Raw genomic sequence first — 16,224 nt, 5'->3', positions numbered from 1 at the left:
ATTTTCACCGCTGCAAGCTTGCTTGCGCAGCGTCAAGGGCACACCGGCGCCTGCCGCGCACTGGCGCCTGGTACTTGTCATATGTCAACAAAGGCGCGCCGCATTGCTGTCAGCATGGGCCGACTCCGCCTCGCTGCGCGGCGGCGTTCCTCCTGCTTTGCGACCTCACCCTGGGCTCATCATGCTGCGAAGAATCTGGCATTTCCTTACCGACAGCCGCAATCTGACCATCCTTGGGTTCGTGGCGCTGGCCGTGTCCCTGTACTTGGGCGCCGAGGTGCTGGAAGTGGCGCTGATCTGGGCGCTGGCCTTGCTGCTGCTGGCATTTCTTACCTGGCTGGGCCTGTGGCTGTGGCGCCGGCGCCGCGCGCGGCGCGATGCGCAGGCGCTGGGCCAGGCCATCCTCAACGAGGCCGAGATCGCCGCCGCGCAAGCGGCCTCGGCGTCCACGGCCAGCAGCACCCAGCAGGGTGAACTCGGCGCCGTGCGCACGGGCATGCTGGCCGCCATCGAGACCATCAAGACATCCAAGCTGGGCCTCAAGTCGGGCGCCGCCGCCCTGTACGAATTGCCGTGGTATATGATCATCGGCAATCCGGCCGCCGGCAAGAGCAGCGCCATCCTGCATTCGGGCCTGCAATTTCCTTTCGCCGACGGCAAGGTCGTGCAAGGCGTGGGCGGCACGCGCAACTGCGACTGGTTTTTCACCACGGACGGCATCGTGCTCGACACGGCAGGGCGCTATTGCGTCGTCGACGAGCACCGCGGTGAGTGGTTCGGCTTTCTCGACCTGCTGAAAAAATACCGGCGCAAGGCGCCCGTCAACGGCATCCTCATCGCCGTCAGCATCGCCGAATTGGGTGGCGATCCTGATGTCGGCATGCAACTGGCGCGCAGCCTGCGCAAGCGTGTGCAGGACGTCATCGAGCGCCTGGAAGTATTCGCGCCGCTGTACATCGTGTTTACCAAGGCGGACCTGATCGCCGGCTTCACGGAGTTTTTCGCCGATGCCGAACGCAGCGAGCGTGAGCGCGTCTGGGGCGCCACCATGCCCTACCAGCGCAAGCTGCCGACGGCGGATTTGCTGGCGTTTTTCGACCAGAGTTTCGATGAATTGCACGATGGCTTGACGGAGCTGAGCCTGGCCAATATGGCTCACCGGCAACGCAAGACGATGGCGCCCGGCGTGTTCACCTTTCCGCTGGAGTTTGCCGCCATCAAGCCGGCCCTGCGCGCTTTTATTGCCACCCTGTTCGAGGAAAACCCGTTCCAGTTCCAGCCCGTGTTCCGCGGCTTTTATTTTACCAGCGCGCTGCAGGAAGGCGAGCCCGTCAGCGCCTCCTCGCAGCAGGTGGCGCGCCGCTTCGACCTGGCCTTTGCGCCGGCCCCGGCCGTGCTGCCCACGGGTGCGCGCCAGCATGGCTATTTCCTGCTGGAGCTGTTCCGCAAGGTGATTTTTGCCGATAAGCATCTGGTGGCCAACTATGCCAACCGCGCCAGGCTGCGCTTCAAATATGCCGTGTTCTTTGCCGCCACCGTGTCGCTGGGCGCCTGCCTGGGCGGCTGGAGCTGGTCCTACCTGGGCAACCGGCAACTGGTGGCCAACGTCGAGGCCGACTTGAATAAAGTGGTGAAGCTGCAGGAGCGGCGCCTGGACTTGCAGTCGCGCCTGGAAGCGCTTGAAATATTGCAGGACCGCATCGAGCAACTGGAAGCGTACCGCACGCAGCGTCCCTGGTCATTGCGCCTGGGCCTGTATCAGGGCGAACTGCTTGAACGCAAGCTGCGCGAGGAATATTTCGCCGGCGCGCGCCAGGTCATGCTGACCCCCGTGGCGGGCGCGCTGGAAGCCTTGCTGTTCGAGATGAACGCCAGCGCCGACCAGTTGCAGCCCACGGCGCGCACGCCGCAGACGCCAGCCGCCGCATCTTCTTCGCCACGCAATGTCCAGTACCAGGCGGCCAGCGCGACGAATGTGGAAGACGCCTACAACGCGCTGAAAACCTATCTGATGCTGGCCGATAAATCGCATGCGGAAGGCAGCCACCTGAACGACCAGCTGACGCGTTTCTGGCGCGCCTGGCTGGAGGGCAACCGGGGCGCCATGCCGCGCGAACAGATGATACGCAGCGCCGAACGGCTGCTGACGTTTTATCTGGCGCAGATCGGCGACCCGTCCTGGCCGCGCATCGAGCAGAAGCTGGCGCTGGTCGACCAGGCGCGCGAAAACCTGCGCCGCGTGGTACGCGGCATGCCGGCGCGCGAGCGCGTGTATGCCGACGTCAAGGCGCGCGCCTCGACGCGTTTTCCCGGCATGACGGTGGCGCGCATCGTCGGCGAGCAGGATCAGGCGCTGCTGGCTGGCAGTTACGCCGTCTCCGGCGCCTTTACGCGCCAGGCGTGGGACAAGTTCGTCGAGGGCGCGTTTCGCGACGCCGCCAACCGCGAGCTGCAAAGCGCCGACTGGGTGCTGAAAAGCGCCTCGACCGACGACCTGACCCTGGAAGGCAGTCCGGAGCAGATCGAGAAAAACCTGGTGGCCATGTACAAGGCCGACTATGCGCGCGAGTGGCAGAAATTCGTGCAGGGCGTGGCCGTCGCCGACCTGAAAGGTTTTGACGGCGCCGTGCAGGCGATGAACCGCCTGGGCGACCCGCAGTCGTCGCCGATCGCCAAGCTGCTGACGACCATTTATGAGGAAACCTCGTGGGACAATCCGGCGCTGCAGAACGCCCAATTGCGCAAGGCGGAACGGGGCCTCATCGCCTGGTTCAAGGAAACCGTGCTGCGCCGCGCGCCGTCGCAGCTGACGGCCAATCCCGGCGTCAATGCGCAGCTCGACCCGGCCCGCCTGGACAAGCCCATGGGCCCCGTGGGCCGCGAATTTGCCGGCGTGGGCAAGCTGGTGGCGGCCAGGGACAACAATGCCTCGCTGATGCGCGCCTATCTGGAAGCGCTGTCGAAACTGCGCAGCCGTTTGAACCAGCTGAAGAACCAGGGCGACGCGGGACCGGGCGCGCGCCAGTTCATGCAGCAGACCCTGGAGGGCAGTGGTTCCGAGCTGGCCGACGCCCTGAAACTGGTCGACGAGCAGGTGCTCACGGGGATGAGTGACGCGCAAAAGCAGGCGATACGCCCCATCCTCGTGCGCCCGCTGATGCAGACCTTTGCCGTCATCGTCGCGCCGGCCGAACTCGATATCAACAAGACCTGGGCGGCGCAGGTGTATGAACCGTTCCAGAAATCGCTGGCCAACAAATATCCGTTCGCGCCCACGGCGCGCATCGAGGCGAGCAACCTGGAAATCGGCCAGTTCTTCGGCCCGGAAGGACTGGTGGCGAAATTCGTCACGACGTCGATGGGGCCATTGGTGGTGCGGCGCGGCGACGTGCTGGCGCCGCGCACCTGGGCCGACATGGGCATCAGCCTGTCGCCGCAGGTGGTGGCGCGCTTTCCCGGCTGGATCGCGCCGCTGGGCGCGGGCGGCGTGGCGGCCACCTCGACGGCGGCGCAAACCGTCTTCCAGATCCAGCCGTCGCCCGCGCCGGGCACCTTGGAATACACGGTGGAGATCGACGGCCAGCAGCTACGCTACCGCAATACGCCGGCGCAGTGGACGAACATGGTGCATCCGGGTCCGCAGGGCGCGGCGGGCCAGCAAGGCGCGCGCATCACGGCCGTCACCTTCGACGGGCGCACGGTGGAACTGTTCAACGAGCCAGGGCAATTCGGCCTGAAGCGCATGATCGACGCGGCGAGCAAAAAGCGCAAGGAGGGCGGCGTGTTCGAACTGCGCTGGGCGCGCGGCGAGGTGGCCGTGGCGGTCGACCTGAAAATCACCAGCAGCGCCGAAACCTCGGGCGCGGGATCCGCCACGGCGCTGCAGGAGCAGGGTTTTCGCGGCATGCAGCTGCCCGAGACCATCGTCGGCATGCCGGGCGCGCCTGTGCCAGTCGTCGCTGCAGTTGCGGCGACCGGAGTGGCGCCATGATGCGCGCGCAACAGCAGGTGCGCCTCGGTTACTTTGGCAAGATCCCCGCGCGCGGCGATTTCATCAAGGCTTGCGACAATCACGCGCTGGTGCAACTGCTCGACGACTGGCTGGCGCAGGTGATGACGGCCCTGACGGTGGAACCGCGCTGGAAGCTCAATTACGACGCCTTGCCGCCGCTGCGCTTTGCCTTTGTCGGCACGCGCAGCCGGCGCGCCATCGCCGGGCGCCTGGAAGCGAGCAACGACCAGTCGCTGCGGCGCTTTCCCTTCATGGCCATGGGCGCGCTGGAAGTCGATGACGCCGAAGCCTTTGTCGCCTGCAGCCCGCTGGCGCTCGCGCCCCTGTGGCAGCGCGTGGAGCAGCTGTCGCACGGCATCGTGGCCAGCGCCGAACCGGGGCCGGCGTTGCTGGCGCTGGCCGGCAACGTGGTCGAAGTCGAACCGGCCGCACCGGATCACGCGGCGCGGCTGGCCGCCTTTTTGCAGGCGCAGACCGTGCATGGCCTGCAAACGCTGCTCGCTTCGCCCGCCTTCCCGGTGACGGTGCGCGAATTGCTGCTGGGCCTGGGCCTGCTGCTGCAGCCGGTGCGCCAGAGCGGCTTGCCGCGCCTGGAAAAAAGCCTGGTGCTGCCGCTGCCGCAGGACGCGCAGCTGCGCGAGCTGGTGGCCAGCTTCTGGCTGCATTTGATTGCGCCTTTCCTGCACCAGGCCGATTTCGAACTGGCGCTGTTCTTTTCCCACCTCGACGAGGCGCCCGTGCTGGTGATCGGCTTTTGCGGCGCCGACCCGCATGGCTTGCGCGCGCTGATCGATCCGCAGGCCGGCAGCGAACGGCTGATCGTCTTCGACCAGCTGGACTGGGTCGAGGAGCAGCTGGGACACGAGGCGGCGCTGCGCCGGTTTTCCGCCTGCCTGCAGCAGGAGCAGCTGTCGCTGCGCTCGGCCTGCGCCATGTTTGCCGATACCTTTGTCTGAAGGATTGCGATGAAGTCACCTATTTTCCTGTTGCTATTCGCTGTGGCCACTGCCTGCCACGCCCAGGCGCAAGCGCCCCAGACGCCGATGCCGGGACAGATCCTCGTCACGGGCACCCTGGCCGACGAGGCGGGCAAGGCGGCCGTGCTGGCCCGTCTGCGCGAACTGTATGGCGCCGAGCGCGTGGTCGACCAGATCGCCATCGGCAACGTGGCCGTGCCGGCCAACTGGAACGGCTACGTGCACAAGCTGATCGCGCCGAACCTGAAGCTCATTTCACGGGGGCAGATCAGCATTGACGGCAACAACGTCAGCGTGCGCGGCGAAGTGGCGAACGAGGCGCAGCGCCAGCAGATCGCCAGCGACATCGCCACCAGCCTCAATCCCACGTATGTCGTCAACAATGGCTTGCGGGTCAGGGCGGCCGAGGCCGAGCAGGGCTTGCTCGATGCGGCGCTCGATAAACGCATCATCGAATTCGACAGCGGCAAGGTTTCCATCACGCCGGCCGGCCTGGCCATTCTCGACGAGATGGCGGAAGCCATGCTCCGGCTGCGGGGCCGCAAGGTGGAGGTGATCGGCCACACGGACGACACGGGCCTGCGCGCCAGCAATGTGGCCCTGAGCCAGGCGCGCGCCGAAGCCGTGCGCGCCTACCTGGCCAGCAAGGGCGTCGCGGCCGATTCGGTGCTGGTGTCGGGCCAGGGACCGGACCGTCCTGTGGCCAGCAACGCCACGGCCGATGGCCGGGCCAGAAACCGGCGCATCGAGTTCAGGATCGCACAGTGATCAGGGTAGTGTGATGGTCAGGTGCGCTGGCCGTGGCGCGAGTTTGACCAGATCAGCGTAGGCCGCCAGGGTCGTTTGCGTGCCGCGCGTCAGATGCGTTTTCAGGCCCAGGTAGGCGCAGATGGCCAGCAGGGCGAAAAAGCTCGACAAGGCCCACAGCGGCACGTCGCTGCCGCGTTTGTTGACCACCTGGTCGGGGCGTTCCGCGCGTGGCGCGAAGCCGCGGCTCTTGCCCTTGATGTGGGCGATTTCGTCGCCCAGGCGCGCCGTCAGGTAGCTGAGTTTTTCGCCGCCGTCGATCGCATACTTGCCCTGAAAGCCCAGCAATAAACACATGTGGAAGACCTGCAGCGCCTGAACGCGCATGGCGCCCTTGCCGCGCAAGGCGTCGAGGCGGTCGAAAAAGTGTTCACCGGCCAGCTGGTCGCCAAAGATCAGCAACTGCAGCGGGCGCCGCTCCCACTGCTTGCGCAGCGTGAAAGGCGAGGCCAGGATGATTTCATCGACGGCCGCGCAGAACGCATACTTGGCCGCCTCGATATCGTCGCCATCGGCGCGGATCTTTTTCGCTTCGCGTTCGAAGTCGTCGAGGAAGGTTGTGATGCGGTCCATGAAGCTTTGCTCGTCGCCCGGCGCCGAACCGTGCTTCAGCATGAACAGCATATAAAAGCCTTCGTGCATCAGGTCCAGCAGGGCGCTGCCGGCATGCCGGCCGCTGCCTGCGGGAGCGGAACCGCGTTGTCCCAGCAGGGAGGGCGCCGCGCGCCGTTCGATGAGCTGGCTCATGCCGTCACCGCGATCAGTTCCAGCTGCAGGTCGCGTATGCCGGCCGGCACGTAGACGGAAATCGACTGCGCCTTGAGCATCTGTTCATACAGCACGCCGCGGTTTTCAATCGCAAAATAATAGGTGTCGGGGCGCACGGGAATGGCGGCCGGCACTTGCGGCGCATGCGACAGCTTCAGGCCGGGCATGGCCGTGAGCACGCATTTTTCCACGTCGTCGGGCGCGCCCACTTTCACGCGCAGCGGCACCACGTCGACCAGTTCGATGGCGGGCATGGCGGCGCGAATGGCCAGGTACAAGGTGGTGTGCTGGTCGATCTTGCCCGAATCGAGCTTGCCCAGGTAGTACGACGGCTTGTCTTCGAGCAGGGCGATGGAAAAGTATTTCGACGAGATGACGGTGTCGAGCAGTTCGCGGATGATGGCATCGATGGCGTCGAAGCAGGCGCCTGGCTGCGCGTGGTCGTAGGCGGGCAGGCTGGCCAGGGTGTAATGCTTGGAGTAGCTGAGCAGGCCGCCCGCCAGGCCCAGCAGCGCTTCGTACAGGCGCTCCGGATGCAGGGCCGGATGGCGCACATAGTGCATCAGCGCGGCGGCGGCCGTGCTGACCGTATGCAGCAGCCAGAAAGACGACACGTCGCCCGAGCGGAACTCGATCACGTTGCGGCTCGGCTCGCGGTGGTGGCCGTGCAGCGCGCTCACTTTCGCCTGCAGCGCGTCGAGCAGGTGTTCCAGCACGCCCTGCAGGCGCGGCGCGCCGGCGATCGCCAGGCTGGGCGCCATGAATGAGGGCACGGGCTCGAAGCCGCCCGATACCGTGCGCCGCAGGGCGATCAGCGGCAGGCAGTCGTAGGAACCGCGCGCCTCGCTGTCGGGAATCAGGCGCACGGTCTTCTTCAGGTAAGCCACGTCGGCCACGGCGGACTCCGTGAACAGGTCGGGCGTGGCGCGCATGGCGTGCGCAAAGCGCGTGGCCGCCGGCGTGCCTGCCGTTGATGCCTGCGCCGTGTAATTCATGCCTTCGCGGTTGAGGATGGGCAGCGCCGCGTAATACGTCACTTCCTGCACCGCCGGCGGCAGCGCTTCCAGGTCCACCGGCGGGGGCAGGGTATCGCTGCCCGGTGCGCCGTCGCCCAGCGATTCGAACACTTCGCCATCGCGGAAGATCGCCGACAGGGCGTGCAGGCGCAGGCTGCCCGTCTTCAGCGCCGCCAGGTCCCATTCCATGTGCGCCACGCCCCACAGATAGGGATGCAGCGCGCTGGCCGTGTGATGCAGGCGCGCTTCGTGATATTGATCCTGGCGCTGGAAATGCTGCGGCCGCAGGAACAGGCCCTCTCCCCACAAGACTTTCGCTGCCATGCCCATCTCGTTTCTCCTTGAATGTGTGGCGTGTTTGTGTGTGCTACTGGCAGCGCGGGGCCGACAGCGCGGCCATGCCGCTGACGCTCAGCGCGCAGGCGTGCAGGCCGACCGTGATGCCGCCGCGCTCCGCGTCGGCGGCGGCAAAGGTGGCGCGCCAGCGCTGCGCCGCCGGCGCGCGGAACAGGGCCACGACGCCGATGAAATACGCTTCCTTGCTGACCTTCTCCTGGACTTCATAGCGCTGGCCCGGCACCAGCAGCACTTCCTTCACTTCCATCAGGTCGGCGCCCAGCGCGGCCTTTTCGCGCTGCGCATCGAGAAAGCTGTCGTAGGGCGCCTGTTCGAAGGCGGCGCTCTGGCGCAGCTTGTAGATGCGCGCCACCAGCGCCAGCGGCCGTCCGTCCGCATCCGTGTTGAGGCGCTGCGCCGCATGCAGGCGGATGCTGACGTTGCGCGGCGGCTTTTGCGCGTCGGGCAGTTCCGGCGGCGGCTTGGCCACACCGGCCATCTGCAGCGCCGCGTTGGCGAGGGTGCCGATGGCGCCGCCCGCACAGCCGGCCAGCAGCAGCGGCTGCAGCACCAGCAGCAGTGGCGCGGTGGCGCGGATCAGGCGGCGGAGCGGGGCGTCAGGAGGCATGGGCGATCTTTGCAAGGTGAAGGATGGAAATAAAAGTGTTGCTGTCATTTAAGCGCATGCACGGGCGGCCTGCTTGCGTTGGCACAAAGTCCACCTGCGATCAAGATAATTACTGCGCCAGATCAGGTTTGATGTCGCTGTACGCGGCTGTGATGTGGAACTTCTTCTTTGCTGATTAATCTCAATTTGGCAAAAAAATTGGCGATCAATAATGGCCTCCACCAAGGCGCCGCCCATCTTTCCCAGCGGTAGCGTCCTCCACGTGAAGGAATGCCCCGATGAAGCCAGCCACGATATTGCCCCGTATTGCCTGCCTCGCCAGCGCCTTGCTGCTGTCCGCCTGCGCCACGCCGGACCAGCCGGCACCCAAGAAACCTGCCGCGCCGACCCTGGCGCAAGTGATGAGCGAGGCCGATGCGGCCGCGCGCGCCGGCCAGTACGAACGCGCCATGACCCTGCTTAAGGGCGGCGGTGCCAGCTACCCGGCCGACAAGGCGCCGTGGCTGCAAATGGCGCAGATGAAGTTCGACCGCGCCCAGTACGGCGAAGCCATCGGCCATGCGCTTGAAGCGCTGGAGCGCGACCCGGACGACAAGGTCGCCAACAGCATCGTCGCCGTCAGCGGCTTGCGCCTGTCCGGCAAGGCGCTGGCCGACCTGTCGCGGCAAAACAATCTGAATGGCTCGCTGCGCTCGGAAGCGCAGGACCTGGCCAAGCTGCTGCGCGCGAGCATCGGCGAAGAGGTGCTGGTGCCGCCGGCCAGGCGCCCGCCGGCGGCCGGCAAGCGTGCCGCCAGCGCCAGCTCCGGCACGCCGGCGGCGAAGGGCGCGGCAGCGCCAGCCAGTGCGGCCGACCCGTTCAGCGGCCTGAAATAAGCGAGCATCCCCACCATCCCCTTGCAAAGGAAGCGCCATGCCCAAGTCCGACAGCGTGCAAAAACGCCTGCAAAAGATACGCGCGCCGCGCGTGCAAATGACCTACGACGTCGAGATTGGCGACGCGATTGAAAACAAGGAGCTGCCCTTCGTGGTCGGCGTGCTGGGCGACTTCGGCGGCAATCCGGACAGCGAAAAAAAGCGCCTGAAGGATCGCAAGTTCGTCGCCATCGACCGCGACAACTTCGACGAAGTGCTGGCCGGCGTGGAGCCGGTAGCTCGTTTCGCCGTGCCGAACCGCCTCAGCGAGGCGGGCGGCACGTTCGCCGTCGACCTGCACTTCCGCTCGATGGACGACTTCCGCCCGGAATCGGTGGTGCGCCAGGTCGCCCCCTTGCGCAAGCTGCTCGAAGCGCGCACCAAGCTGGCCGACCTGCGCAACAAGCTGGCCGGCAACGACAAGCTGGAAGACTTGCTGACGGAAGTGCTGAACAACACGGACAGCCTGGCCACCCTGAAACCGCAGTTCCCAGCGCAGGAGGATTGAGATGAGCGCCCAGGCAGAAGCCCCAGAAGTCCTTGCGGTATCCACGCCGGACGCGCCGGCTACCACCGACTTGCTCGATCAGATCGTCGAGCAAAGCCGCGTCGCCAAGTCCGGCGCCGAACATGCGCGCGCACGCGATCTGATCTCGGAACTGGTGGCGCAGGTGCTCGACGGCACGGTGCTGATGTCGACCAGCCTGTCGGCGACCTTGGACGGGCGCGTGGCGGAAATCGACCGCCTGATCTCGGCCCAGCTCAGCGAAATCATGCACGCGGCGCCATTCCAGCAGCTCGAACAAAGCTGGACGGGGCTGCGCTACCTGGTCGGCAACTCCGATACGGGCACGCGCCTGCAGATCCGCATGTTCAACGCCACCAAGCGCGAACTGGTGAAGGATTTCCAGGCCGCGCTGGAGTTCGACCAGAGCAGCATGTTCAAGAAAGTGTATGAAGAGGAATTCGGCACCTTCGGCGGCGCGCCATTCGCCGCGCTGCTAGGCGACTTCGCCATCTCGCGCCAGCCGGAAGACATGTATTTCGTCGAGCAGATGTCGCACATCGCCGCCGCCGCGCACGCGCCGTTCATCGCTTCGGCCGCGCCGGAACTGTTTGGCCTGGAAAGCTACGGCGACCTGGGCAAGCCGCGCGACCTGGCCAAGGTGTTCGACACCATCGAGTACGCGAAATGGAAAGCCTTCCGCGAATCCGAGGATGCGCGCTACGTCGGCCTGACCTTGCCCCGTTTCCTGGGCCGGTTGCCCTTCAATCCCGTCGACGGCACCACGGTCGAAGGTTTCAATTTTGTCGAGGACGTCGACGGCAGCGACCATCACAAATACCTGTGGTGTAACGCCGCGTATGCGTTCGGCTGCAAGCTGACGCGCGCCTTTGCCGACTACGGCTGGTGCGCCGCCATCCGCGGCGTGGAAGGCGGCGGCCTGGTGGACGACCTGCCGACTCACACCTTCAAGACGGACGAGGGCGACGTGGCCCTGAAATGCCCGGCCGAAGTGGCGATCACCGACCGCCGCGAAAAGGAATTGTCGGACCTGGGCTTCATCTCGCTGGTGCACTGCAAGAACACGGCGTATGCGGCGTTTTTCGGCGCGCAGTCGGCGCAGAAAAGCCGCAAGTACAACAGCGACGCGGCCAACGCGAACGCGGTGCTGTCGTCGCAGCTGCAGTACATCTTTGCCGTCTCGCGCATTGCCCATTACATGAAGGCCATGATGCGCGACAAGATCGGCAGCTTTGCCGCCGCCTCCAACGTGGAAGATTTTTTGAACCGCTGGTTGATGCAGTACGTGCTGCTCGACGATAACGCCAGCCAGGAGCAGAAGGCGCAGTTCCCCCTGCGCGAGGCGTCCGTGCAGGTGCATGAAGTGCCGGGCCGGCCCGGCGTGTACCGCGCCGTGTCGTTCCTGCGGCCGCACTTCCAGCTCGATGAATTATCCGTTTCGCTCCGACTGGTCGCGGAGTTGCCGAAGTCGACCAATTCCTGATTCACCCATCCTTCAACCACAGGAGCACACCATGGCAATCGATGTATATCTGCAGATAGACGGCATCAAGGGCGAGTCCACCGATGACAAGCACAAGGACTGGATCGAGTGCAAATCGGTCAGCTGGAGCGTCGAGCAGCCGAAGTCCGCCACCGCTTCGACGGGCGGCGGTCACACGGCCGAACGCTGCGAGCACAAGGACATCGTCATCTCCAAGCTGGCCGACCTGGCCTCGCCGGTGCTGCTGCAGACCTGCTCGGCCGGCAAGACCATCCCCAAGGCGCGCTTCGAATTCATGCGTGCCGACGGCCAGGGCGAGCGCGTCAAGTACTTTGAAATCGAAATCGAAAATGTCTTGATCGGCGCCGTCACGCCGAACGTGGAAGAGGGCGACATCCTCGGTGAACACGTCGGCTTCAAGTTCTCGAAAGTGAAGTGGAAATACACGCAGCAAAAAGTGACGGGCGGCGCCGGCGGCAATACCTCGGGCGGCTGGGACCTGGCCGCGAACCGCGTGGCCTGATCCATCCTTGCGCGGCGCGCGGCGGACATCCTCCTGCGCGCGCCGCGCCGACTTTTCAGGAGAGCGCATGGACAGTTATGTACCTGGCCTGTTCGACCGCCTGATGGGCGACGGCGGTGCGGCGGGCGGCGTGGCCGTGCGCCTGTCGCTGGAACAATTGAAGGATGCGGTGGCGCGCGATCTGGAAGAGCTGCTCAACACGCGCGTGGCCCTGCCGCCCGGCGCGCTCGACGCCTATCCGGAATGCGCAGCCTCCATCGTCAACTATGGCCTGATCGATTTTGCCGGCATGTGTTTGTCCAGCAGCGATGACCGCGCCCGCATCTGCGCCGCGTTGAAGGCCGCCATCGAACGCCACGAACCGCGATTGCGCAATGTGCGCGCCCGCCTGGAACGCGAGGCGGGCGCCATCAACCGCGTGGGTTTTGTCATCAGCGGCACGCTGGCCGTGAGATCCGGCGGGGAGACGGTCAATTTCGACGCCGTGCTGCAGCCATCGTCGCTGCGTTATTCGATCAACCGCAAGGGAGCCGCCGCATGAGCAATAACCTGAAAACCCTGATCGCCAAACTGAATGACACGGCGCGCACGGCCGCCACCCGCGCCGCCGCCATCTGCGTGGGACTGGGCCAGTATGAAGTCGATATCGAACACCTGTTTTTGGCGCTGCTGGAGCAGGAACGCAGCGATTTCGTCACCATCGCGAAGCGCAGCGAAATCAGCCTGACGGCGCTGGAGGCGGACCTGCGGCGCGAGATCGGCGGCTTCCGCACGGGCAGCGCGCGCACGCCCGTCTTTTCTCCCCATTTGCCGCTGCTGTTCGAGCATGCCTGGCTGATCGCCTCGCTGGACACGGCGCAGCCGGGACCCATCCGCAGCCGCCACCTGTTATTGGCACTGCTGACGGAGCCGGAACTGGCGCAGCTCGCGTACCGCGGCTCGAAGCTGTTCGCCCGCTTCAGCGTGGAGCAATTGAAGCACCATCCGGACAAGCTCACGGCCGGCTCCGAAGAGGAAAGCGCGGCAGTGCCGCGGCTTGCCGGCACGTCCGACGATCCTGTGGTTACCCTGGCCAGCAAAACCCCGGCGCTGGACCAGTTCACCACCGACCTGACGCAGCTGGCGCGCGATGGCAAGCTCGACCCCGTGATCGGCCGCGAGGCGGAGATACGCCAGGCCGTCGATATCCTGCTGCGCCGGCGCCAGAACAATCCGATACTCACGGGCGAGGCGGGCGTGGGCAAGACGGCCGTGGTGGAAGGCCTGGCCTTGCGCATCGCCGCCGGCGACGTGCCCGAGGTGCTGCAGGGCGCGCACATCCACGCGCTCGACATGGGCCTGCTGCAGGCCGGCGCCAGCGTAAAAGGCGAATTCGAAAGCCGGCTGAAAAACGTCATCGACGAGGTGACGAAAAGCCCGCACCCGGTCATCCTCTTCATCGACGAGGCGCACACGATGATCGGCGCCGGTGGCCAGGCGGGGCAGAACGACGCGGCCAATCTGCTGAAACCGGCGCTGGCGCGCGGCGCCCTGCGCACCATTGCCGCCACCACCTGGAGCGAGTACAAAAAGTATTTTGAAAAGGATGCGGCGCTGGCGCGGCGCTTCCAGGTGGTGAAGGTGGAAGAGCCGAGCGAAGACATCGCCTGCGCCATGCTGCGCGCCATGGCGCCCTTGATGGAGCGCCATTTCGGCATCCGCGTGCGCGACGCCGCCATCGTCGATGCCGTGCGCCTGTCGCACCGCTACATCAGCGGGCGCCAGCTGCCCGACAAGGCCATCAGCGTGCTCGATACGGCGTGCGCCAAGGTGGCGCTGGGCCAGCGCGCCACGCCGGCGCAGCTGGAAAACGCGCACCGGCGCCAGGAACGCATCGGCGCGGAAATCGCCGCCCTGGCCCGCGAGGCGGCCGATGGCGAAGTGCCCGACAAAGCCGGCGCCGCGCGCCTGGCGCAGCTGCGGCGCGAGCATGAGGAAGGGCAGGCGGCGGTCGCGGCGCTGGCGCAGCGCTGGGAGCGCGAAAAGGCGCTGGTGGCGCAGATCGGCGACTTGCGCGTGCAGCTGCGCGGCGAGCGGCCGGGCGAGATCGGCGCGGCGCGCCTGCTGGCGCTGAAGGAAGAACTGGCGGCCCTGCAGGGAGAAGCGCCGCTGTCGCCACTGGAAGTCGATGCGCAGGTGGTCGCTGGCATCGTCGCCGGCTGGACCGGCATCCCGCTGGGGAAAATGCTCAAGGATGAAATCCGCACGGTGCTGACCCTCGATGGGGCGCTGCGCGAACGGGTGCTGGGACAGGAGCACGTCATCGAGGCGGTGGCGCAGCGCGTGCGCACGGCGCGCGCCAGCCTGGACGACCCGAACAAGCCGCAAGCCGTGTTCCTGTTCACGGGGCCGTCCGGCACGGGCAAGACGGAAACGGCGCTGGCGCTGGCCGACCTGCTGTATGGCGGCGAGCGCAAGCTCATTACCATCAACATGAGCGAGTACCAGGAGGCGCACAGCGTGGCCGGTCTGAAAGGCTCGCCGCCCGGCTATGTCGGCTATGGCGAAGGCGGCGTGCTGACGGAAGCCGTGCGGCGCCAGCCCTACAGCGTGGTGCTGCTCGATGAAGCGGAAAAAGCCCACCCCGACGTGCTGGAGCTGTTCTTCCAGGTCTTCGACAAGGGCGTGCTCGATGATGCGGAAGGGCGCGAAGTCGATTTTCGCAACACCATCATCATCGCCACCTCGAACCTGGGGTCCGGCGCGATGATGGCCGCCTGCCTGAACCGGGCGACGCAGGACTTGCCCACGCCGGCCGCGCTGGAAGAACTGGTGCGCCCGCAACTGGTGGCGCACTTCAAGCCGGCCTTGCTGGGGCGCCTGAAGGTGCTGCCTTTCTATCCGCTCAACGACGCGGTGCTGGCCGAGATCATCGCGCTGAAGCTGGCGCGAATAGGCGCGCGCATCGCGCGCAACCACCAGGCGCAGTTCAGCCATGACGCGGGCCTGGTCGACGCCGTGCTGGCGCGCTGCACCGAGGTCGATTCGGGCGCGCGCAACGTCGACCAGATCCTCAACGGCAGCCTGCTGCCGGCGATCGCCGAAGCGGTGCTGGCGCGCATGGCCGCAGGCGAGCCGGTGGCGTCGATACGCGTCAGCGCAAATAAACAGGGGCAGTTCAAGTACACGATCCGATAATCCACCTTCCGGAGAGCGCCATGTTCAATCTGGAGCAGTTGCTGCACCCCGTCAGCGCCGTCAGTCCCTGCGGCGAAGACCTCACTTTCAGTCAGGAGCTCGACGCCATCGCGCGCGCGCGCCAGCACGATGATCCCAGCCTGGACCAGGGCGAATGGGTGACGGCGCTGAAGGAAGCCGACTGGCCGTTCGTGTCGACGCGCTGCGAACAGCTGATCGCCACGCGCAGCAAGGATTTGCGCGTGGCCGTGTGGCTGGCCGAGGCGCACGCGAAGACGCGCCACTTCCGTGGCCTGGGCGATGGCTACGCGTTGCTGGCCGGCCTGTGCGAACGTTACTGGGATGGCCTGTACCCGCCGGCGGAAGAGGGCGACCAGGAACAGCGCATCGGCAATGTCTTCTGGCTGCTGTCGCGCACGCCGCAGCTGCTGCGCGAGATCCCGCTGACCGACGGCACCGACGGCCTGTATTCGCTGCAGGACTTCGATGCGGCGCGCCAGCGCGCGACCGCCAGCCTGGCGCAGGGCGCGGCGGATCAGGGCTGGGGCGATGCGCGTCACGAAGAGGGCACGACCCTGGCGCAGATGGAGGCGGCGCGGCAAAGGAACACGCGTGCCTATTCCGACGGCCTGCTGGCCGATGCGCAGTACTGCATGCAGTCGCTGCTGGCGTTCGAGCGCAGCGTCGATGCGCGTTTCGGCGCCGACGGCCCGAGTTTTCGCGCCGCGCGCGAAGTGCTGGAAAACGCCATTCACTTCATCGCGCCGCTGTCGCCCGGTGCGGATTTTGCCGGCGCGCCGCCCGCCGCTGGCCAGGGCGCCGGCGGCAGTGGGGGCGCCATCGTACAGCGCCAGCAGGCGCTGGCCCAGCTGCGTCAGGTGGCCGATTTCTTCCGCCGCACGGAGCCGCACAGCCCCGTCGCCTACCTGGCGGACAAGGCAGCCAGCTGGGGCGAGCTGCCGCTGCATCTGTGGTTGCGCGCCGTCGTGAAGGACTCCAGCACCCTGGCGCAGCTCGACGAAATGCTGGGCACGAACAGTGCAAACGGATGATGGCC

The 16,224-nt window shown here is 66.3% G+C and carries 13 protein-coding genes; 10 read left to right on the top strand and 3 right to left on the bottom strand.

The window, feature by feature from the left end; genetic code table 11:
• Positions 1 to 181 precede the first annotated feature (181 nt).
• From tssM to P9875_RS21715, 3 genes are read left to right on the top strand one after another with little or no spacing between them, the layout of a single operon-like run.
• Positions 182 to 3,991, top strand: coding sequence for a type VI secretion system membrane subunit TssM (gene tssM / locus P9875_RS21725; protein ID WP_278316571.1), 3,810 nt, complete (start codon positions 182 to 184; stop codon positions 3,989 to 3,991).
• Positions 3,988 to 4,968 (top strand): type VI secretion system-associated protein TagF, encoded by a 981-nt coding sequence (gene tagF / locus P9875_RS21720; RefSeq protein ID WP_278316570.1) that lies wholly within the window; start codon positions 3,988 to 3,990, stop codon positions 4,966 to 4,968. The genes tssM and tagF overlap by 4 nt, the downstream gene beginning before the upstream one ends.
• Before the next feature lie 9 nt (positions 4,969 to 4,977).
• Entirely contained in the window at positions 4,978 to 5,757 is a 780-nt protein-coding gene (locus P9875_RS21715) for an OmpA family protein (RefSeq protein ID WP_278316569.1), read from the top strand.
• Here P9875_RS21715 and icmH read toward each other — a convergent pair whose 3' ends face one another.
• From icmH to tssJ, 3 genes are read right to left on the bottom strand one after another with little or no spacing between them, the layout of a single operon-like run.
• Complete coding sequence (gene icmH / locus P9875_RS21710) at positions 5,758 to 6,543, bottom strand: type IVB secretion system protein IcmH/DotU (protein WP_035820633.1); 786 nt, start codon at positions 6,541 to 6,543, stop codon at positions 5,758 to 5,760.
• Positions 6,540 to 7,910 (bottom strand): type VI secretion system baseplate subunit TssK, encoded by a 1,371-nt coding sequence (gene tssK / locus P9875_RS21705; RefSeq protein WP_278316568.1) that lies wholly within the window; start codon positions 7,908 to 7,910, stop codon positions 6,540 to 6,542. The genes icmH and tssK overlap by 4 nt, the downstream gene beginning before the upstream one ends.
• 37 nt (positions 7,911 to 7,947) lie before the next feature.
• Positions 7,948 to 8,544 (bottom strand): type VI secretion system lipoprotein TssJ, encoded by a 597-nt coding sequence (gene tssJ / locus P9875_RS21700; protein ID WP_099400346.1) that lies wholly within the window; start codon positions 8,542 to 8,544, stop codon positions 7,948 to 7,950.
• A 278-nt stretch (positions 8,545 to 8,822) separates the two neighbouring features.
• On the opposite strand from tssJ, the gene P9875_RS21695 reads away from it, so the two are divergent.
• The 7 genes from P9875_RS21695 to tssA all read left to right on the top strand — a co-directional run bounded on the left by P9875_RS21695 (position 8,823) and on the right by tssA (position 16,219).
• Complete coding sequence (locus P9875_RS21695; RefSeq protein ID WP_099400347.1) at positions 8,823 to 9,419, top strand: hypothetical protein; 597 nt, start codon at positions 8,823 to 8,825, stop codon at positions 9,417 to 9,419.
• 37 nt (positions 9,420 to 9,456) lie between these two features.
• Complete coding sequence (tssB, locus tag P9875_RS21690; protein ID WP_099400348.1) at positions 9,457 to 9,966, top strand: type VI secretion system contractile sheath small subunit; 510 nt, start codon at positions 9,457 to 9,459, stop codon at positions 9,964 to 9,966.
• Between the two features lies 1 nt (position 9,967).
• Complete coding sequence (gene tssC / locus P9875_RS21685; protein WP_099400349.1) at positions 9,968 to 11,467, top strand: type VI secretion system contractile sheath large subunit; 1,500 nt, start codon at positions 9,968 to 9,970, stop codon at positions 11,465 to 11,467.
• 31 nt (positions 11,468 to 11,498) lie between these two features.
• The gene (locus P9875_RS21680; RefSeq protein ID WP_034750126.1) at positions 11,499 to 11,990 is read left to right on the top strand and encodes an Hcp family type VI secretion system effector; all 492 of its coding nucleotides are present in this window, start codon (positions 11,499 to 11,501) and stop codon (positions 11,988 to 11,990) included.
• 67 nt (positions 11,991 to 12,057) lie between these two features.
• Positions 12,058 to 12,531, top strand: coding sequence for a type VI secretion system baseplate subunit TssE (gene tssE, locus P9875_RS21675; RefSeq protein ID WP_035820620.1), 474 nt, complete (start codon positions 12,058 to 12,060; stop codon positions 12,529 to 12,531).
• A complete protein-coding gene (gene tssH / locus P9875_RS21670; RefSeq protein WP_278316567.1) occupies positions 12,528 to 15,167 on the top strand; it encodes a type VI secretion system ATPase TssH in 2,640 nt (879 codons plus the stop codon). Before tssE ends, tssH begins: the two co-directional genes overlap by 4 nt.
• Positions 15,168 to 15,187: 20 nt before the next feature.
• Positions 15,188 to 16,219, top strand: a complete 1,032-nt coding sequence (gene tssA / locus P9875_RS21665; RefSeq protein ID WP_278316566.1) for a type VI secretion system protein TssA — start codon at positions 15,188 to 15,190, stop codon at positions 16,217 to 16,219.
• The last annotated feature ends 5 nt before the right edge of the window (positions 16,220 to 16,224 follow it).

The organism is Janthinobacterium rivuli (genome assembly GCF_029690045.1).
GTDB lineage: Bacteria > Pseudomonadota > Gammaproteobacteria > Burkholderiales > Burkholderiaceae_D > Janthinobacterium > Janthinobacterium rivuli.
The sequence above is the reverse complement of the archived record's forward strand: the minus strand, read 5'-3'. Positions and strand labels throughout refer to the sequence as shown.